This window comes from Streptomyces sp. CNH189, assembly GCF_000527195.1.
This window is the reverse complement of sequence record NZ_AZUS01000003.1, coordinates 158,831-178,297: the sequence shown is the minus strand read 5'-3', so window position 1 is coordinate 178,297 and position 19,467 is coordinate 158,831. Positions and strand designations below refer to the sequence as shown.

The 19,467-nt window shown below is 72.4% G+C and carries 17 protein-coding genes; 12 read left to right on the top strand and 5 right to left on the bottom strand.

All coding sequences use genetic code 11. The annotated features are described in order from the left end of the window. The first annotated feature begins 24 nt into the window (after positions 1–24). The gene (locus tag B100_RS34790) at positions 25–3,423 is read left to right on the top strand and encodes a S8 family serine peptidase (RefSeq protein ID WP_024883543.1); all 3,399 of its coding nucleotides are present in this window, start codon (positions 25–27) and stop codon (positions 3,421–3,423) included. Between the two features lie 66 nt (positions 3,424–3,489). On the opposite strand, the gene B100_RS0106030 is transcribed toward B100_RS34790, so the two are convergent. Continuing rightward, the gene (locus tag B100_RS0106030) at positions 3,490–4,254 is read right to left on the bottom strand and encodes a bestrophin-like domain (RefSeq protein ID WP_078540742.1); all 765 of its coding nucleotides are present in this window, start codon (positions 4,252–4,254) and stop codon (positions 3,490–3,492) included. Between the two features lie 45 nt (positions 4,255–4,299). Beyond that, positions 4,300–4,428 (bottom strand): hypothetical protein, encoded by a 129-nt coding sequence (locus B100_RS37495; RefSeq protein ID WP_037722489.1) that lies wholly within the window; start codon positions 4,426–4,428, stop codon positions 4,300–4,302. A gap of 667 nt (positions 4,429–5,095) precedes the next feature. Here B100_RS37495 and B100_RS0106020 point away from each other — a divergent pair. From B100_RS0106020 to B100_RS0106000, 5 genes are all read left to right on the top strand, one after another. Beyond that, positions 5,096–6,022, top strand: coding sequence for an SCO0930 family lipoprotein (locus B100_RS0106020; protein WP_024883541.1), 927 nt, complete (start codon positions 5,096–5,098; stop codon positions 6,020–6,022). A gap of 283 nt (positions 6,023–6,305) precedes the next feature. Then, positions 6,306–7,118 (top strand): SAM-dependent methyltransferase, encoded by an 813-nt coding sequence (locus B100_RS0106015; protein ID WP_024883540.1) that lies wholly within the window; start codon positions 6,306–6,308, stop codon positions 7,116–7,118. Next, positions 7,115–9,256, top strand: a complete 2,142-nt coding sequence (locus B100_RS0106010) for an EAL domain-containing protein (RefSeq protein WP_024883539.1) — start codon at positions 7,115–7,117, stop codon at positions 9,254–9,256. The genes B100_RS0106015 and B100_RS0106010 overlap by 4 nt, the downstream gene beginning before the upstream one ends. A gap of 71 nt (positions 9,257–9,327) precedes the next feature. After that, positions 9,328–9,504 (top strand): hypothetical protein, encoded by a 177-nt coding sequence (locus B100_RS36915; protein ID WP_158686705.1) that lies wholly within the window; start codon positions 9,328–9,330, stop codon positions 9,502–9,504. 117 nt (positions 9,505–9,621) lie between these two features. Then, positions 9,622–10,401 carry an SDR family oxidoreductase gene (locus B100_RS0106000; protein WP_024883538.1) on the top strand — a complete coding sequence of 260 codons (780 nt, stop codon included), beginning with the start codon at positions 9,622–9,624 and terminating at the stop codon, positions 10,399–10,401. Between the two features lie 24 nt (positions 10,402–10,425). On the opposite strand, the gene B100_RS0105995 is transcribed toward B100_RS0106000, so the two are convergent. After that, positions 10,426–11,310 carry a LysR family transcriptional regulator gene (locus B100_RS0105995; RefSeq protein WP_024883537.1) on the bottom strand — a complete coding sequence of 295 codons (885 nt, stop codon included), beginning with the start codon at positions 11,308–11,310 and terminating at the stop codon, positions 10,426–10,428. 120 nt (positions 11,311–11,430) lie between these two features. Here B100_RS0105995 and B100_RS0105990 point away from each other — a divergent pair, with 120 nt between their 5' ends. The 4 genes from B100_RS0105990 to B100_RS0105975 all read left to right on the top strand — a co-directional run bounded on the left by B100_RS0105990 (position 11,431) and on the right by B100_RS0105975 (position 16,067). Then, the gene (locus tag B100_RS0105990) at positions 11,431–12,102 is read left to right on the top strand and encodes a succinate dehydrogenase (protein ID WP_024883536.1); all 672 of its coding nucleotides are present in this window, start codon (positions 11,431–11,433) and stop codon (positions 12,100–12,102) included. Positions 12,103–12,104: 2 nt separating this feature from the next. Further along, entirely contained in the window at positions 12,105–14,054 is a 1,950-nt protein-coding gene (locus B100_RS0105985; RefSeq protein WP_024883535.1) for a fumarate reductase/succinate dehydrogenase flavoprotein subunit, read from the top strand. Then, complete coding sequence (locus B100_RS0105980) at positions 14,051–14,800, top strand: succinate dehydrogenase/fumarate reductase iron-sulfur subunit (RefSeq protein ID WP_024883534.1); 750 nt, start codon at positions 14,051–14,053, stop codon at positions 14,798–14,800. The genes B100_RS0105985 and B100_RS0105980 overlap by 4 nt, the downstream gene beginning before the upstream one ends. Before the next feature lie 214 nt (positions 14,801–15,014). Beyond that, positions 15,015–16,067 (top strand): PRC and DUF2382 domain-containing protein, encoded by a 1,053-nt coding sequence (locus B100_RS0105975; protein WP_024883533.1) that lies wholly within the window; start codon positions 15,015–15,017, stop codon positions 16,065–16,067. A 40-nt stretch (positions 16,068–16,107) separates the two neighbouring features. Here the strand turns inward: B100_RS0105975 and B100_RS0105970 are convergent, their stop codons facing one another. After that, entirely contained in the window at positions 16,108–17,127 is a 1,020-nt protein-coding gene (locus B100_RS0105970) for an LLM class flavin-dependent oxidoreductase (RefSeq protein ID WP_024883532.1), read from the bottom strand. A gap of 128 nt (positions 17,128–17,255) precedes the next feature. Between B100_RS0105970 and B100_RS0105965 the strand changes: the two genes are divergently transcribed. Continuing rightward, a complete protein-coding gene (locus B100_RS0105965; RefSeq protein WP_037722488.1) occupies positions 17,256–17,723 on the top strand; it encodes a phosphatase domain-containing protein in 468 nt (155 codons plus the stop codon). Between the two features lie 12 nt (positions 17,724–17,735). On the opposite strand, the gene B100_RS0105960 is transcribed toward B100_RS0105965, so the two are convergent. Then, on the bottom strand, positions 17,736–17,951 hold the full coding sequence (locus B100_RS0105960; protein ID WP_024883530.1) for a dodecin: 216 nt from the start codon (positions 17,949–17,951) through the stop codon (positions 17,736–17,738). Positions 17,952–18,163: 212 nt separating this feature from the next. On the opposite strand from B100_RS0105960, the gene B100_RS0105955 reads away from it, so the two are divergent. Next, the gene (locus tag B100_RS0105955) at positions 18,164–19,417 is read left to right on the top strand and encodes an extracellular solute-binding protein (RefSeq protein ID WP_024883529.1); all 1,254 of its coding nucleotides are present in this window, start codon (positions 18,164–18,166) and stop codon (positions 19,415–19,417) included. Positions 19,418–19,467: the final 50 nt, after the last annotated feature.

Below are 19,467 nucleotides of genomic sequence, written 5' to 3'. Positions count from 1 at the left end.
CAACACCGCCGGTACAGATCGCTGGTGTCCGTGCTCGGCATATGCGCCACCGCGCTGACCGCCGCTCCCGCGACGGCGCAGGCCACCCCTCCCGGCCCGTCCCTCCCGGCGGCCGCCCAGTCGAAGATCGATCCCGCCGTGCTGAAGCGGATGGACGCCGCCGAGGCACGCGGCGACGGACGCGTCGAGGCCGCCGTCGTCCTCCGCCACGGCGCCCCGGCCGTCACTCCCGACGACACCGCGGCGGAGGTCCGCCGCTCGCTCGCCCGCGGCACCGCCGCCGACCAGGCCCCGGTCGTGGACCTCGTCGAAGCCCGGGGCGACCGGGTGCTCAACACCTTCTGGCTCAAGAACATGGTCCTGGTGCGGGCCACGTCCGACACACTGCGCGACCTGGCCGCGCTGGCCCCCGTCGAGCGCGTCATCCCCAACTTCACCCTCGAGACGCCGCCCGGCGAGACGGTGGACAGCAGCGAGGGGACCGTGGCTCGCGCCACCGCCGGAGCCTCCACCTGGGGACTGGGCAAGATAGGCGCCGACAAGGTGCACAGCGAGCGGAAGATCACCGGGGCCGGCGTCCGTGTCGCCGTCCTCGACACCGGCATCGACGCCGCCCACCCCGACCTCGCCGGCAAGCTGACCAGCGCCGACCCGGCCGATCCCGCCCACCCCGGCGGGTGGATCGAGTTCGACGCCGACGGGCGCCCGGTCCCCGGCTCGGTACCGCACGACAGCGCCTACCACGGCACCCACGTGGCCGGAACCGTCGCCGGAGGCGACGCCTCCGGGACGCAGATCGGTGTGGCCCCCGACGCCGATCTGATGGGCGGCCTGGTCATCCCCGGCGGCCGTGGCAGCCTCGCCCAGGTCATCGCCGGTATGCAGTGGGCGATCGCCCCCTACGCCGCCGACGGCACTCCCGCCGGAAAGCCCGCCGACGTGGTCAGCATGTCGCTCGGCTCCGACGGCTACGCCGACGAACTCGTCGAACCGGCCCGCAACATCGCGCGCGCCGGCATCTTCCCGGCCTTCGCCATCGGCAACGAGTGCTTCCAGGGCTCGGCCAGTCCCGGCAACGTCTACGAGTCCGTCTCCGTCGGCGCGACCGACGCCGACGACAACGTTGCCGACTTCTCCTGCGGCGAGGTCGTCCACAAGAGCAACTGGAGCGCCCCGCCCGCCGAGTGGCCCGACACGTACGTCGTGCCCGACGTCTCCGCCCCCGGCGTCGACGTCCTCTCGGCGCTCCCCGACGGCGGCTACGGCACGCTCGACGGCACCTCCATGGCCACCCCGCACGTGTCCGGGACCGTCGCCCTCATGCTCCAGGCCCAGCCGGACCTGACGGCCGACGAAGCCCTCGCCGTCCTCACCGGCACCTCCCGCGCCGACGACCGGTACGGCGAACTCCCCAACGCCCGCTACGGCCACGGACGCATCGACGCCTACGCGGCGGTCGCCGAGGCGGCCCTGCGCAGCGGGGTGCGCGGCACGGTGACCGACCGGCGGAGCGGCAAGCCGCTCGCGGGTGTCACGGTCGCGCGCACCGACACCGGCCGCGCGGTCACCACGGACGCCTCGGGCCGCTTCTCCCTCAGGCTCGCGCCCGGCACCCACGACCTGGCGCTGTCCCGCTTCGGGTACGCCGACACCACGACCCGGCAGCGGGTCCGCGCCGACCGCTACACCGACGTCCCGCTGGAGCTCACCCGCACCCGCTGGACGACGGTCAGCGGGACGGTGACGTACGGGCCGACCGGGACGAGCGTGCCGGGTGCGACGGTCAGCGTCCTCGGCGTCCCTGACGACCTCACGGCGGTGACCGACCGCAACGGCCGCTACACCGTCCACGACGTGCCCGTCGGCGCCTACCAGGTCAGGGCGGCCGCCCCCGGCATCTCCCGCTCCCGGCCGCTGGCCGTCACCGTGGCCGGCCCCGCCGGAGCCCGCGGGGCCGACCTCGAGCTGCCCCCGCCGTCCGCCACCGAACGGGCGTCGCTGACCAGCCAGGGCAACCAGCCCAACAGCGACGCGTGGTGGGCCGAACTGAGCGACGACGGCCGGATCGTCGCCTTCGCCAGCCCGGCCTCCAACCTTGTGGCCGATGACACCAACGGCACGCTCGACATCTTCGTCACCGACCGGGACCGGCAGACCACCGAGCGCGTGTCGGTGGCCTCGGACGGCACCGAGGGCGACGACTTCTCCCTCACCCCCACCCTCACCGCCGACGGCCGGTACGTCGGCTTCAGCAGCGGTGCCGCCAACCTCGTGCCCGGGGACACCAACGGCCAGACCGACGCCTTCGTGCACGACCGGACGACCGGTGCCACGGAGCGGCTCTCGGTCGCGTCGGACGGGGCGGCGGCCAACGGCCTCTCCTCGGCGCCCGCGCTCAGCACCGACGGCCGCTACGCCGTGTTCAACAGCGACGCCGACAACCTGGTGGCGGGCGACACCAACGGCACCACGGACGTCTTCCTCCGCGACCGGGAACTGGGCACCACCGTCCGCGTCTCCCAGGCCCCCGACGCCACACCGGGCAACGGCGCGTCCCGCGAGCAGACCATCAGCGCCGACGGCCGGTACGTCGCCTTCCAGAGCACGGCGGACAACCTCGTACCGGGCGACACCGACGGCACCGCCGACATCTTCGTGCACGACCGCCTCACCGGTACGACGCGCCTGGTGGACGGCCCCGACGGCGCGAACACCGCGCCCCGGATCAGCGGCGACGGCACCGCGGTCGCCTTCGACAACGACTGGCGGCTCTACGTCCACGACCTGCGCACCGGGAAGAACGAGCGGGTGGACGTGGCCGGCGACGGCACACCGGCCGACCAGTGGGGGTACGCGCCCTCCCTCAGCGCGGACGGCACGAAGGTGGCCTTCTACAGCTACGCGGCCAACCTCGCCCCCGGGGACACCAACGGCCGGGCCGACGTGTTCGTGCGCGACCGGCGGGCGGGCACCACGGTGCGGGTGTCGGACGGCCTGGAGGACGCCGAGGGCGACGGCGCCTCCGCGCTCCCCGCGCTCAGCGGCGACGGCCGGTACGTCGCCTTCGAGAGCACCTCGGCCAACCTCGTCGGCGACGACACCAACCGTCACTCGGACGTCTTCGTCCACGACCTGGTCGCCGGCCCCGAGGCCCGGTTCGCGCCGTACGGTCTGACGGTGACGCCGCCCCGGGCGCGCCCCGGCGCCCCGGTGCACGTGACGGCACGGGTGAGGAACGTGGGCGAGGTGAAGGGCACGTACACCGCCGTGCTGACGGTGGCGGGCGAGCCCGAGCAGCACCAGGACGTCACGGTCCGCCCCGGTCAGGAGGTGACGGTGCGCTTCACCGTCCGCCGGGCGGCCACGGGGAGCTACCCGGTGGGGATCGGCCCGCTGACTGGGGAGTTCGGCGTACGCCGCTGAACACCGGCAAGGCCCCCGCGTGACGGCCGCCCCCTACCGCCGAGGTAGGGGGCGGCAGCCGTACGGTCAGCCCTTGACGTCGGGGAACAGCCGCAGGAACGGGTCCGCGGTCGCGGCGAGGCCCCGGCTGTACGGCGCGTCGAAGTCCCAGATCAGGAAGAGCAGGAAGGCGATCAGCGCCGAGAACAGCCCGGCCAGGATCAGTTCGCGGCGGGTGCGCCGGATCTGCAGCGCGAAGATCATGCCGATCGTGATGACGGCGCCCGTCACCAGGCCGAACCACACCACGCCCGGCATGGTCGCCCCGGTCGACTCCGCCCGCGCGCTGCGCGCCTGGTCGGCGGCGGCCACCTGGTCCACCAGCGGCTGGTAGGCCTGCGCCTCGAAGTCGTTGCGCGGCTCGTAGTCGGTGACGTCCCGGCGGAGCCGGTCGAGGAGTTCGGTGCCCTCGTCGGTGACCCGGTCGTGGTCGGCCATGGTGCGCCACTCGGTGGTGACGACGTGTCCGACATAGGCGTTGACATCGTCCCGGATCAGGTCACGGATCTCAGCGGGGTAGACCCGCACCCGCTCGGAGACCTCGTGCAGGGCGACCGCCTCCGCCCGGACGTTGTCCTGGGCGGCGCTGCGGCCCTCCCAGACGCCGGCGATGGCGAGTCCCAGGACGATGGCGTACACCACGCCGATCCACATCGTCATGTACTCGATGACGTCCGGCGTCTCGCTGGGGTCCTCGTCCTCGGCCGCCCTCCGGTGCCGTAGGAGCGTGATGATCACCACGACGGCACAGGCGGCGAGCATGGCGAGGGTGAGAACAAGCCATTCCGGCAAGAGGTGCCTCCAGGAAGAGAGGGTCGGTCGGTGGCGGGGCGGTCGTCAGCGCGGGCGGAGAGCGGCGACGGCGACGACCGCGGGGAGGGTGATGAGCAGGACGAAGACGAGCGGCGAGGTCGTGCTCCGGGCCGGCCGCTTCACCTCGACCGCGCGGTGGCGCGGGTAGGTCACGGGCCGCACCGACGGGCGCGGCGCCGGGGTGGCCGACGGCTTCGGGGCCTTCGGCGGCGGCGGTGCCGGGCGCACCGGGCGCGGCGTCGGCGTGACGGCCGGCGCGGGCCGGGGCGGGGGCGGTGCCGGGCGGGCCGCGGGCGGCGGCGGTGTCGGAGTCGGGGTGGGGCTGGGCTTCGGCGGCGGCGGTGGCGGGGTCGGCTCCGGAGGGGGCGGCGGTGGTGGGGGAGGAGGCGGCGGGGTCGGCGTCGGCGTGGGGGTGGGCGTAGGGGTCGGGGAGGGCGGAGGCGGGGAGCAGGGCGGGAAGTCCGTCCAGGCGACATTGCCCGCGATCGCCACCGCCTCCGTGCCGCCCGGTCCCGTCGAGGCGTACGCGCAGGCGTCGGCCGCCGCAGGACCGGGTGCGCCGGCGACGGCCCACAGCAGCGCGGCCACGGCCAACGCGCGCGCCGCCGTACGGGTTTGGGTCGGTACGAGTGCTTGCACGACGAAGATCATGAGTCGTCAGGGACCCGGCCACGCGCGGGAGCCCGGGGAATGCCCCGAAGGAGTTAAGAAAAGAAATACGGGCCGCCGTTGAACACAACCTGTGCCCCCGTGCGTACCCATCGTCGAGCGGCGGCGCAGCAGGGCGCTGCAACACCTCTGCGATCATCTGGAGCTGACGATGAATACCTCCTGGCGGACCGCCTCACTGGTGGTGAGCGCCGCGGCGGTGCTGACCCTGACGACGGCGTGCGGTCAGGACGGCCAGCCGCCCTCCAGCCAGAACGTGGGGGTCACGGCGCCGGGCGACCTGGGCGGCGTCGGCAGCGGTGCGCAGGCGGGCCAGACCTCCCCGGCCCCGAGCCAGCCGGCCAACACGGCGGGCCGGCTCAACGTGGCGACCGACGCCAAGCTCGGCAAGGTCGTGACCGACGAACTGGGTCTCACGCTCTACCGCTTCGACCAGGACTCGGCGAACCCGCCGAAGACCAACTGCGACGGGGACTGCGCGAAGACCTGGCCGCCGGTGCCCGCGGACGACGCCTCGGCCGGCGAGGGCATCGACAAGGCGCTGCTGGGCCAAGTCACCCGGGCCGACGGCACCAAGCAGCTGACCGTCGACGGCTGGCCCGCCTACCGGTACGTCAAGGACGTCAACGCCGGTGACGTCAAGGGGCAGGGTGTCGGCGGCAAGTGGTTCGCGTTCACCCCCGAGGGGAAGAAGGCGCGGTCGGCCGACCAGCCCGGACTCTCCACCCGGGAGGACTCCGAGCTCGGCGAGATCGTCGTCGACAAGAACGGCATGACCGTCTACCGGTTCATGAAGGACGAGGCGTGGCCGAAGCCCGTGTCGGCCTGCACCGGCGACTGCCTGAAGAAGTGGCCGGTGGTCTCGCCGGTCGCCTTCGGTGACACCAAGGGCATCCAGAGGAAGGGCTACATGACCTTCACCCGTCCCGACGGCGCCGACCAGCAGACGATCAACTGCTGGCCCATCTACACCTTCGCCGGTGACAAGGCCCCCGGCGACACCAACGGTCAGGGCGTCGGCGGTACTTGGTACGCCGTACGGCCCGACGGAAAGCCGGTCGGCGCGTCGGAGAAGTAGCAACCTCCCCAGGGTGTCGTCCACTCCGACACCGCCGGCCCCGTGCCCGCCCCTCCGCCGCCCGCGGAGGGGCGGGCCGTTTTCCCCTGTTCTCTCCGCGTCCCCCGGAACGCTCCGGAGCGGTGCGGGCACGACACGTAACAATCCTGTGCTTCCGCAAAGCGGCACGTGCCAGAGGCAGTGACCGGGAACGGATGGTCAATTTCCGTTTGGGGTCGCCCTGTTGGCGGGCGATCAGTAGCCTCTGCTCGAACACCGGATCGCCTACGTCTTGGAGAGCTAGATGGAGCGTCCCGCCTGGGCCCCTCGGAACATCGACATCACGGTGCCCAGTGTCTCCCGGATGTACGACTACTACCTGGGCGGTTCGCACAACTTCGAGGTCGACCGGGAAGCGGCCCGCAGGGCCATGGAGTTCATGCCGGGACTGCCCAAGGTCATGCAGGCGAACCGGGCGTTCATGCGACGGGCGGTACGGTTCGCCGTCGCCGAGGGCGTCACCCAGTTCCTGGACATCGGCTCCGGCATCCCCACCTTCGGCAACGTGCACGAGGTGGCCCAGGCGGCCGACCCCCGGGCCCGGGTGATGTACGTCGACCACGACCCCGTCGCGGTCGCGCACAGCAAGGTGGTGCTGGAGGGCAACGACGGCGCCGGCATCCTCGCCGCCGACCTCCGCAAGCCGCAGGAGATCCTCGGCAGTGACGAAGTCGCGCGGCTGATCGACCTGAATCGGCCGGTGGCGCTGCTTCTCGTTGCCATACTTCACTTCGTGGAAGACGCGGACGACCCGTACGGGGCGGTGGCCGAACTGCGCGAGGCCCTGGCACCCGGCAGCATGCTGGTGCTCAGCCATGCCACGTACGAGGGAATCCCGTTGCCGCCGGAGCGGGCCGAGGGGGCGGTGGACGTGTACCGAGACATGCGCAACCCGCTGATCATGCGCACGCGCGACGACATCGCGCGGTTCTTCGAGGGGTACGACATGGTGGAACCCGGACTGGTGCCGATGCCGCGCTGGCGCCCGGACACCGCACCGGAGGACGAGGATCCCTACGCCTTCTCCGGTCTCGCGGGAGTGGGGCGTACGGCGTGAGCGGCGAGCCGGACGGGCCGGAGGACAGACTGCGCCGGTTCGCGACGATCTGGAGCCGGGCCGTCTACCCGGTCACCTCGACCGCCTCGACCCGGCCGGAGTTCGAGGAGCGGCTGCTGCCGGTGGCCCGGCTGCTGAGCGAGGCGCTGCGGGCGCGCTCCTTCGACGCGGACACGGGCCGCGCGGCCGGCGCCGCGCTGGTGGCGGCCCACTGCACCGACCCGGAGGCGCTCAGCCGCACCCTGGACTGCGTGGACGCCTACCTGGTCCTGTACTGCGGCGAGGACGGCGACCGGGAGACCCTCAGGGCCCGCAGCTCCCGCCTCCAGCACGCCATGGCCGCGGGCTTCGCGCAGGCCCTGCGCGAGCGGACGCTGGCCGAGCAGGAGGCCATCGCCCAGGCCGCGCTGGAGGCGCAGGGCGTGGTGGCGCAGGCGCTGCACGCCACCGAGACCCGGTTCCGCGCGGTCTTCGAGGGCGCCGCCATAGGCATCGGCATCGCCGACCTCGACGGCAACATCCTCCAGGTCAACAACGCGCTGCGGCGCATGTTCGGACTGTCGGAGCAGGCGCTGCTCGGCCGCAACGTCAAGGACTGGACGCACCCCGACGACGCCCCGCAGACCTGGCGCCTCTACGAGGAACTGGTCGGCGGCGAGCGCGAGCACTACCACCTCGAGAAGGCCTTCTACCGCCCCGACGGAACGGTCCTGTGGACCAACCTGACGGTCTCCCTGCTGCGCGACGCCGACGGCGCACCGCAGTACCAGCTCGCGCTGATGGAGGACACCACCGAGCGGCGGCTGCTCAACCTCCGGCTGCGCTACGAGGCCACGCACGACGCGCTCACCGGGCTGCCCAACCGCACGTTCTTCTTCGAACGCCTGGAGAAGGCGCTCTCGGCCGGCCGGGACCAGCGGTTCGGGCTGTGCTACCTCGACCTGGACGGCTTCAAGACCGTCAACGACAGCCTCGGCCACGCGGCCGGCGACCGCCTGCTCGTCGAGGTCGCCGACCGGCTGCAGTCCTGCGCCACCGCGCCCGGCGAGATGGTGGCCCGGCTCGGCGGCGACGAGTTCGTGGCCCTCACCACCGGCCCCGACACCCGGCGCACGGTCGACGAGCTGGCCGGCCGGATCATGAACGCGCTGCTGGCGCCGATCAGCATCGACGGCCGGGACCTCACCGTGCGCGGCAGCATCGGCGTCGTCGAGGGCCCGGCCGGGGAACGCAGCGCGGCGGAGGTGCTGCGCAGCGCCGACATCACCATGTACCGGGCCAAGGCGGCCGGCGGCAACCGCTTCGAGCTGGCGGACCCGGAGGCCGACGCCCGCGCCATCACCCGGCACGGACTCACCACGGCGCTGCCCACGGCCCTGGACCGGGGCGAGTTCTTCATCGAGTACCAGCCCCTGGTGCACCTCGGCGACGGCAGCGTCCGGGGCGCCGAGGCGCTGGTGCGCTGGCTGCACCCGCAGCACGGGGTGCTGTCCCCGGACCGCTTCATCCCGCTCGCCGAGCACACCGGCCTCATCGTGCCGCTCGGCCGCTGGGTGCTGGAGCAGTCGGTGCGGCAGGCCCGCGCCTGGCGCGACGCCCACGGTGGCGAGCGGCTCGGCCCGCTGCGCATCAACGTGAATCTCTCGCCCTGCCAGCTCACCCACCCGGGCCTGGTGCAGGACACCGTCGAGATCCTGGAACGCACGGGCGTCACGCCCGACGCGCTGTGCCTGGAGGTCACCGAGTCGGCGCTCATCGGCGCCGACGACGACCTCCTCAAGCCGCTGCGCAGGCTCGCCGAGATGGGCGTCGACATCGCCCTGGACGACTTCGGCACCGGCTACTCCAACCTCGCCAACCTGCGCCGGCTCCCGGTGAGCGTCCTCAAGCTGGACCGCTCCTTCACGCAGAGCATGCAGCGGTTCCCCGCCGACCCGGTCGACCTCAAGATCGTCGAGGGCATCGTCTCGCTGGCCCACTCCCTCGACCTCGCGGTCACCGTGGAGGGCGTGGAGACCGGCGCCCAGGCCGAACAGCTCCGCATCCTCGGCTGCGACACGGCACAGGGCTGGTACTACGCCCGCCCGGGCCCACCGGAGCGGCTGCACGACCTGGCGCTGGTGGACGCGACGGGGTGAGGCTACGGCGGGCTCATGGACGACGTGGGCCAGGCGCTGGCGGCCCTGGCACCGGACGACGCCGACGTCCGGTGGTCGCCCGCGCCGCCGTCCGTGTCGTCGGCATCCCGAAGGGCGAACGGCCGTTCCGGACCACCATCGCCCCGGCCGACGACGGCTCAGAGCGGTTCAGCGACGTCGCCGACGCCGTCCGTGCCGAGTCCTACCAACGCATCGGCATGCCGGACCTGCTGACCGTCCGCGGCTGACACGGCGTGCGACGGGCGTCGGCGGTGCGCCGGTGACCGGCGTTCGGGCGGCGGGCCTGCCCCACAAGGGGCAGCATGTCCCAAGGGGGCACCCGGGTCCGATCGGAGTGGGACAGCATGAGCACGGAACTGCAGGGCAGGACCGCCGTCGTGACGGGAGCGAGCAAGGGCATCGGCCTGGCGGTCGTCGAGGCACTCGCACAGGCCGGCGCTCAGGTCGTGGCGGGGTCGCGCACCACCTCCGAGCGGCTGGAGAGCCTGGTGAAGGAGGGTTCGGTGACCTGGGTGCCGGTCGACCTCGCCGAGCCGCGGGCGGCCGAAGAGCTCGTCGGCGCGGCGGGCGGGCGCATCGACGTCCTGGTCAACAACGTCGGCACGGCACCCGCCCGCACCGGCGGCTTCCTGTCGGTCACTGACGAGGACTGGCGGCGCACGATCGACCTCAACCTGCTGGCGGCCGTACGGGTCACTCGGGCCGCGCTGCCCGTGATGCTGGACGCCGGCGACGCCTCGGTGATCACGGTCGGCTCCGTCAACGCCACCCTCCCGGATCCGCTGGTGATCGACTACAGCGCGGGCAAGGCCGCCCTGGTGGCGTTCTCCAAGGCGCTGTCGAAGGAGGTCGGCCCGAAGGGCATTCGGGTCAACACCGTCAGCCCGGGCCCGGTCGAGACGGAGCTGTGGCTGGGCGGTGAGGGAGTGGCGCGGACGGTCTCGGGCACCGCGGGCATCACCGCGGAGGAGGTGGTCGCCCAGGCGTCCAAGGCCACCGTCACCGGCCGCTTCTCCCGGCCCGCCGAGATCGCAGGCCTCGTGCTCTTCCTCGCCGGCGACCAGTCCCGCAACATCACCGGCAGCGATCTGATCATCGACGGAGGCTTCATCCCCACCTGGTGAGCGTCTCGGGCGGGGCCGGGACGCTCACCGCTCCAGCAGCATCCGCTGCAGCTCCCTGGCCGCCCGCGGCGGTGCCACGTCGCTGCGGTGGGCCAGGGCGATCGTGCGGTGCAGTCCCGGGCGGGCCAGGGGGGTGACGCGCAGGCCGTGACCGGAGCGGGCGGCCACCATGCGGGGCACCACCGCGACGCCCAGCCCCGCCCGGACGAAGCCAAGCACCGCGTCCATCTCCCCGCCCTCCACCGCGAACCCCGGCTCGAAGCCCTCCGCCCGGCACGCGGCCACCGTCAGCTCCCGCAGGTCGTAGCCGTGCCGGAACATCACCAGGCGCTCGCCCTCCAGGTCGGCGATGCGCACGGTGCGCCGCCCCCCACCCGGGCGCGGGGCGTCCGGTGAGGAGACGACCACCAGGTCCTCGCGCAGCAGCTCCACGGTGGTCAGCGCGGGGGAGGGGGTGGGCAGCGGCAGCACGACCAGCGCCAGGTCCAGGGCGCCGCGGGCCAGCTCGCGCACCAGGTCGTGCGAGCCGCCCTCCTCGACCAGCAGCCGTACGCCCGGATAGCGGTCGTGGAAGGCGCGCAGCACGTCCGGCAGCAGACCCGTGCACAGGCTCGGGGTCGCGCCCAGCCGCACCCGGCCGCTGCGCAGCTGCGCCACCTCCTGCACCTCGTGCCGGGCGGTGTCCGCGTCGGCCAGGATGCGCCGGGCCAGCGGCAGCAGCGCCTCGCCCGCGTCGGTCAGCGTGATGTTGCCGCGCGCCCGCCGGAACAGATCCGCCCCCAGCTCCCGCTCCAGCGCCTTGATCTGCTGCGAGAGCGACGGCTGGGCGACGTGGACCAGCTCCGCGGCGCGGGTGAAGTGCCGTGTCTCGGCGACGGCCACGAAGTACTGGAGCTGCTGGAAGTGCACCCGGCCATGATAGGCGACTCCTATCGAAACGAGCCGGACCATGTCTTGGACCGATGAGGCCCTTCGGCCCTAGCGTCTGGTGACATGGCTCTGGCAACGCGGACGGACCGACGGCCGTCCATGGCACGCACCGTGTGGGACTCGACCGTCGGCAAGAAGACAGTGATGGCGGTCAGCGGCCTGATGATGCTGCTGTACCTGGTCGTCCACATGATCGGGAACCTGAAGATCTTCTTCGGGGCCGGCGAGTTCAACCACTACGCCCACTGGCTGCGGACGGTCGGCGAGCCGTTCATGCACTACGAGTGGACGCTGTGGGTCGTCCGCGTGGTGCTCGTCCTCGCCGTGGTCGCCCACGCCGTCTCCGCCTACCAGCTCAGCCGCCGCGACATCAAGGCGCGCCCGACCAAGTACGTCCACAAGAAGGCGCGCGCCAGTTACGCCACCCGCACCATGCGCTGGGGCGGGGTCATCCTCGCCCTGTTCATCGTCTGGCACGTCCTCGACCTGACCACCGGCACCGTCCACTCCGGCGGCTTCGAGTCCGGAAAGCCCTACCAGAACGTCGTGGACACCTTCTCCACCTGGTACGGGAACACCCTCTACATCGTCGCGATGCTGGCCGTCGGCCTGCACGTCCGGCACGGCTTCTGGAGCGCCGCCCAGACCCTCGGCGCCGGCAGCCGCACCCGCGACCGCGCCCTCAAGACCACCGCCAACGCCCTTGCGCTGCTGCTCACGGCCGGCTTCGTCGCCGTACCCGTGGGCGTCATGACCGGAGTGGTGAGCTGACCATGACCTCGTACACCGACTACACGACCGGCGAGCCGGTCACCGACACCAAGGCCCCCGAAGGACCGGTCCACGAACGCTGGGACACGCGCCGCTTCGAGGCCAAGCTGGTCAACCCCGCCAACCGGCGCAAGCACACCGTGATCGTCGTCGGCACCGGCCTCGCGGGCGGCTCCGCCGGGGCCACGCTGGCCGAACAGGGCTACCACGTCGTCCAGTTCTGCTACCAGGACTCCCCGCGCCGGGCCCACTCCATCGCCGCGCAGGGCGGCATCAACGCGGCGAAGAACTACCGTAACGACGGCGACTCCGTCCACCGTCTCTTCTACGACACCGTCAAGGGCGGCGACTTCCGCGCCCGCGAGTCCAACGTGCACCGCCTCGCGCAGATCTCGGTGGAGATCATCGACCAGTGCGTCGCGCAGGGCGTGCCCTTCGCCCGCGAGTACGGCGGCCTGCTCGACACCCGCTCCTTCGGCGGCGTCCAGGTCTCCCGCACCTTCTACGCCCGCGGTCAGACGGGTCAGCAGCTCCTCCTCGGCGCCTACCAGGCGCTCAGCCGGCAGATCGCGGCCGGCAACGTGGAGATGCACCCGCGCACCGAGATGCTCGACCTGATCGTCGTCGACGGCCGGGCCCGCGGCATCGTGGCCCGCGACCTGATCACCGGGAAGATCTCCACCTGGTTCGCGGACGCCGTCGTCCTGGCGACCGGCGGCTACGGCAACGTCTTCTACCTGTCGACGAACGCCATGAACTCCAACGCCACCGCCGTCTGGCGCGCGCACCGGCGCGGGGCGTACTTCGCCAACCCGTGCTTCACCCAGATCCACCCCACCTGCATCCCGCGCACGGGCGACCACCAGTCCAAGCTCACCCTGATGAGCGAGTCGCTGCGCAACGACGGCCGTATCTGGGTGCCCAAGGCCAAGGGCGACACCCGGCCGCCCGCGCAGATCCCCGAGGACGAGCGCGACTACTACCTGGAGCGCATCTACCCCTCCTTCGGCAACCTGGTGCCCCGCGACATCGCATCCCGCGCCGCGAAGAACGTCTGCGACGAGGGCAGGGGAGTGGGCCCCGGCGGCCAGGGCGTCTACCTGGACTTCGCCGACGCCATCCGGCGCATGGGCCGCGAGGCGGTCGAGGCCAAGTACGGCAACCTCTTCGACATGTACCAGCGGATCACCGACGAGGACCCGTACGAGGTGCCCATGCGGATCTACCCCGCGGTGCACTACACGATGGGCGGCCTGTGGGTCGACTACGACCTGCAGACCACCGTCCCCGGCCTGTTCGCGATCGGTGAGGCCAACTTCTCCGACCACGGCGCCAACCGGCTCGGCGCGTCCGCGCTGATGCAGGGCCTGGCCGACGGCTACTTCGTGCTGCCGGCGACCCTCAACGACTACCTGGCCCGCAATCCGCGCCAGGGCGAGGTGACCGACGAGCACCCCGCCGTGCAGGAGGTGCTGGCCGAGACCGAGGACCGGCTCAACCTGCTGCTGTCCGTCGACGGCGACCGCACCCCCGACTCCTTCCACCGCGAACTGGGCGAACTGATGTGGGAGTTCTGCGGCATGGCCCGCAGCGACTCCGGGTTGCGCAAGGCCCTGGAGCGCATTCCGCAGATTCGCGAGGAGTTCTGGCGCCGGATCAAGGTCCCCGGCACCGGTGAGGAGTTCAACCAGTCGCTGGAGAAGGCCAACCGCATCGTCGACTACCTGGAGCTCGCCGAGCTGATGTGCCTCGACGCGCTGCACCGCGCCGAGTCCTGCGGCGGCCACTTCCGCGAGGAGTCCCAGACACCGGACGGCGAAGCGGCCCGCAGGGACGACGAGTTCGCCTACGCGGCCGCCTGGGAGTTCACCGGCACCGGCGAGGCGCCCACCCTGCACAAGGAAGACCTGGTCTTCGAGTACGTCCACCCCACCCAGCGGAGCTACGCATGAAGCTCACCCTGCGCGTCTGGCGGCAGAAGAACGCCGACGCCGACGGCACCATGTCCACGTACGAGGTGGACGGCATCTCACCCGACATGTCCTTCCTGGAGATGCTCGACACCCTCAACGAGGAGCTCATCCTCAAGGGCGACGACCCGGTCGCCTTCGACCACGACTGCCGCGAGGGCATCTGCGGCGCCTGCTCGCTGGTCATCAACGGCGACGCCCACGGGCCCGAGCGCACCACCACCTGTCAGCTCCACATGCGGTCCTTCGAGGACGGCGACACCATCGACGTCGAGCCGTGGCGGGCCGCCGCCTTCCCGGTGGTCAAGGACCTGGTCGTCGACCGCTCCGCCTTCGACCGCATCATCCAGGCCGGCGGTTACGTCACCGCGCCGACCGGCTCCGCCCCCGAGGCCCACGCCACGCCGGTGCCCAAGCCGGACGCGGACTTCGCCTTCGAGCACGCCGAGTGCATCGGCTGCGGCGCGTGCGTCGCGGCCTGCCCCAACGGCGCGGCGATGCTGTTCACCTCCGCCAAGGTCAACCACCTCAACGTGCTGCCGCAGGGCGCGCCCGAGCGCGAGACGCGGGTGCTGGACATGGTGGCGCAGATGGACGAGGAGGGCTTCGGCGGCTGCACCCTCGCCGGGGAGTGCGCCACCGCCTGCCCCAAGGGCATCCCGCTGACCTCCATCACGGGCATGAACAAGGAGTGGCTGCGGGCGACCCGCAAGGCGGGCAAGCGGTAGCCGCCCGGGCAGCCACTCCTCACCGACGTTCGCCGGCAGGTGCGGACGGGCGGGGCCGGAAGAAGGTGCTCCTTCCGGCCCCGTCTCGCGTCCTCGGCGGTCACTCACGGTCAGCACTGTCGAAAATAAAGTGCGATTAGTTACCTTTGTACCGTTTTCAGCCCTCTGATCAGGAGAACCGGAGAGGAGTGACCCGAGAGGAGGGTGATGTCAGATGATCACCCGCGATGAGATCTCGATCCTGCTGGATCACCCCGTGTACGACGGGGACGGCAACAAGATCGGCGACGCGAAGCACGTCTTCCTCGACGACGCGAGTGGACGCCCCGAGTGGGTGACCGTCAAGACCGGGATGTTCGGCTCCAGTGAGTCGTTCGTGCCCATCCGCGACGCCTCCATGGTGCAGGACCACCTCGAGGTGCCGTACCCCAAGGACAAGGTCAAGGGTGCGCCCAACGTCGACATCGACGCGGGCGGCCACCTGTCGGTGGACGAGGAGCACCGGCTGTACGAGTACTACGGCATCAACTGGGACAACGTCCTGACCGATCCCGACGACAGCGGCGGGACCAAGGGCAAGGCCGGGCCCTCGGGCGCGGCCGGAGCGGCGGGCGCCGCGGGCGCGGCCGGTGCCGCGGGAGCCGCGGGGACGTCGACCGGACGCCGGGGTGACATCGCCGGCAGGACGGGCGCACCCCCCACGTCCCAGCGCGCTGGCATGTCCGAACGCGCCGGCTCGGCCGGGGCCGCGGGCGCCATGTCCGGCCGGGGCGAGTCCATGACGCGTGGCCGCGAGGCCAAGGGGCGTGACAGCGGTGACGCGATGACCCGCTCCGAGGAGCGGATGCACGTCGGCGTCGAGCGGCACGAGTCCGGCCGGGCGCGGCTGCGCAAGTACGTGGTGACCGAGGAGGTCCAGCAGACCGTCCCGGTCCGCCACGAGGAAGTACGCGTGGAGCGCGAGCCGATCACCGACGCCAACCGCGGCGACGCCGTGTCCGGTCCCGACTTCAAGGAGGATCAGCACGAGGTGACGCTGCACGAGGAGCGCCCCGTGGTCACCACCGAGGCGGTACCGGTCGAGCGGGTCCGGATGACCACCGAGGAGACGACCACGAACGAGACCGTGCACGGCCAGGTGCGCAAGGAGCGCATCGAGGCCGAGACGGAGATGACCGAGGAATCAGGCCGCCGGGGCCGCGACGTCCCGGGCCGCGGCCGTGACGTACCGGGCCGGGGTCGCGATGTCCCTGGCAAGGGCCGCTAGCAGCCCCCGACTCCCGCTCTCCCGCACGCGCCGGTGCCCGTCACCGGCGCGTCGCGCTGCCCGGGAGTCCGGCGATGACGGCGAGGCGCCGATAGGACTCCAGCAGCGCCTCGCGGTCGTAGGTGCTGGTGGTGACGAGCACCTCCTGCGCCCCGGTGTCCTTCAGCAGCGACTCCAGCCCCTCCATCACCTGCTCCTCGGTGCCCGCGAGCTGTCCGGTCAGGCCCGCCTCGTAGAGGTCGCGCTCCTTGCCGGTCAGTGTCAGTGCCTCGACGCGCTCGGCCGGCGGCAGCGGCGGGAAGCTGCCGTGGGTGCGGGAGTACGCCATCGACCAGGCCTCCGGGACCAGCAGCCGCCGGGCCCGCTCGGCCGTCTCCGCCACCGCCACGGTGCCGGAGACGATCACGTACGGCTCGCTCGCCCACGCGGAGGGCCGGAACAGCTGCCGGTAGCGGTCGATGCCCTGGCGCATCCGGTCCCGGTCGCGCAGGTCGCCGATGACCATCGGCAGTCCGGCGCGGGCGGCGATCGTGGCGCCCTCGCCCATCGCCAGTACGAACGGCGGCACGCTCAGGCCCTCGGACGGCCGGGCGTGCACGCCCGTGAGCGAGGTGCCGTGGAACCAGCCGAGCAGTTCGTCGAGCTGGGCGGCGAAGTCCTCCGCGTCCTCCTTGTCCCGCCCCAGCGCCTTGCGCACCCCGCCGGTGAACCCGACCGAGCGGCCCAGGCCCATGTCGATCCGCCCGGGGAACAGCGAGGCGAGCACGCCGAACTGCTCGGCCACGACCAGCGGCCGGTGGTTGGGCAGCATCACCCCGCCGGTGCCCACGCGCAGGGTGCGGGTCGCCCCGGCGACGGCCGCCGCCAGCACGGTCGGCGCCGAACCGGCCACACCGGGCACGCCGTGGTGCTCGGCGACCCAGAACCGGTGGTACCCGAGCCGCTCCGCCTCCTGGGCGAGGGCCACCGTGTCCCGCAGGGCCTCGGGAGCGGTGTGCCCCTCGCGGACGCGTGAGCGGTCGAGGACGGAGAAGCGGGTCGCGGCGATCACGGAACTCATACCGGTTTCAACGCCCCGCGGCCGCCAGGATTCCTGCGGCCGCTGTCTAGGGTGGCAGCGTGACCGACCGCACCGACCACACCGACCGCGACCGCCGAACCGGCCCGACGCGCCGCGCCGACCGTCCGCTGGCCGTGTTCGACCTCGACAACACCCTCGCCGACACCGCGCACCGGCAGCACTTCCTGGAGCGCGGGCCGCGCGACTGGGACGGCTTCTTCGCCGCCGCGCCCCAGGATCCGCCGCTCGCCGAGGGTGTCGCCCTGGTGCGGGAGAGTGCCGAGGAGTGCGAGATCGTCTACCTCACCGGACGGCCCGAGCGCTGCCGCCGCGACACGCTGGGCTGGCTGGCCGCGCAGGGGCTGCCCGAGGGGGACGTGCACATGCGCGGCAACGCCGACCGCCGCCCCGCCCGGCACACCAAGCTCGCCGTGCTGCGCCGCCTGGCCCGGACCCGCGAGGTGCGTGTGCTCGTCGACGACGACGAACTGGTCTGCGCGGACGCCCGGCGGGCCGGATTCACCGTCGTCCACGCCCGGTGGACGTCGCCCTCGGGCGAGCTGAAGGACGCTCAGGAGCGTGAGGGGCGGACCTGACCTGGAGGTGGTTCAGTCCGACCCCTCCAGCCGGAAGCCCACCTTCAACCCCACCTGCCAGTGCGCGATCTGCCCCTCCTCGATCTGCCCGCGCACCTGCGTCACCTCGAACCAGTCCAGATTGCGCAGCGTCTGCGACGCCCGCTCGATGCCGTTGCGCACGGCCGCGTCGACGCCCTCATGCGACGTGCCGACGATCTCGGTGACCCGGTAGGTGTGGTTCGACATGTCTCGCTCCTCTCGCGGTGGCTCCCACCGCCTGTGGCACACGTCACTCCACCGTGCCCCACCTGCGGGCCGGGCGCGAGACGTCGGCCCCGTTCGCCTGACGGCCTTGACCCGAGCATTGGTCCATACCAAGATGCTGGGCACCCGTCCGAGCTCCGGCTCGCCCCCCACGCCGGGCCCCGCCCTGTCCGCAGACAGAAACAGGACCCCACGTGAGACGCCGTCTGCTCGCCCTCGTCTGTGTGTCCGCCTTCCTCCTCGGCGGCTGCGGTCTGATCTCCGACAGCGCGGCGGAGCGGCGCACCGTCACCGTGTGGCTGATGCAGCACAGTGCCTCGCAGGACTTCCTGGACCGCTTCACCGAGGAGTTCGAGAGCGAACACGACGGAATCGACCTGGACATCCGCGTCCAGGAGTGGACCGGCATCGGCGAGAAGGTCCAGCAGGCCCTGCGCGGCCGGGACGCGGACGGGCCCGACGTCATCGAGGTCGGCAACACCCAGGTGTCCGCCTACGCGGAGGGCGACGGGCTGCTCGACCTCACGCTGGAGTCGATGCGCGACTGGGGCCGCGACGACTGGCTGCCCGGCCTCGCCGAACCCGGCCGCTGGGGCTCCCAGCAGTACGGCATCCCCTGGTACGCCGCCAACCGCGTCGTCGTCTACCGCAAGGACCTGTTCCGCGCGGCCGGCGTCACCGCCCCGCCGGAGACCCGCGACGAGTGGCTGGAGATCACCGAACGGCTCGACACCGACCGGACCCAGGGCATCTACCTCGCCGGACAGGACTGGTACACGCTGGCCGGCTTCATCTGGGAGGAGGGCGGCGAACTCGCCACCGAGCGCGACGGCGTCTGGCGGGGCGCGCTGGACAGCCCGGCCGCGCTGCGCGGCATGGACTTCTACCGCCGGCTCCAGCAGCTCGGCGACGGACCGGCCGACGCCGACGAGGAACACCCTCCGCAGGCGGGCGTGTTCGCCGAGGGCCGGGTCGCCCAGATCGTGGCCGTCCCCGGCCTGGTCCCCACGATCGTCAAGCAGAACCCCGAACTCGCGGACCTGATCGGCTACTTCCCCGTGCCCGGCAAGAAGGCGGGCCGGCCCGGGGCCGTCTTCACCGGAGGCTCCGACCTCGTCGTCCCCGCCAACACCGACGCCGAGGACGCCGCCGTCGAGGTGGTCGCCGCCCTCACCGGCTCCCGGTGGAACACCGAACTCGCCCGCACCATGAACTACGTCCCCAACAAGGCCGGCCTCGCCGAGTCGGTCGCGGGGGAGGAGGGGCTGGAGGCCATGGCGGCCGGCGCCGCACGGGGCCGGGCGACCCCGGCCACGCCCCGGTGGAGCGTGGTCGAGGCCGACAACCCGATCAAGGAGTACATGACGAAGGTGCTCACCGGCGCCGACCCCGCCGAGGAGGCCGAACGCGCCGCACGGCGCGTCACGGACACCCTCGCCTTCGACTGAGGCCTCTCGTCCGAATCATGCGGGAGGACCCTGGCGCCTGTCCGGCGGAC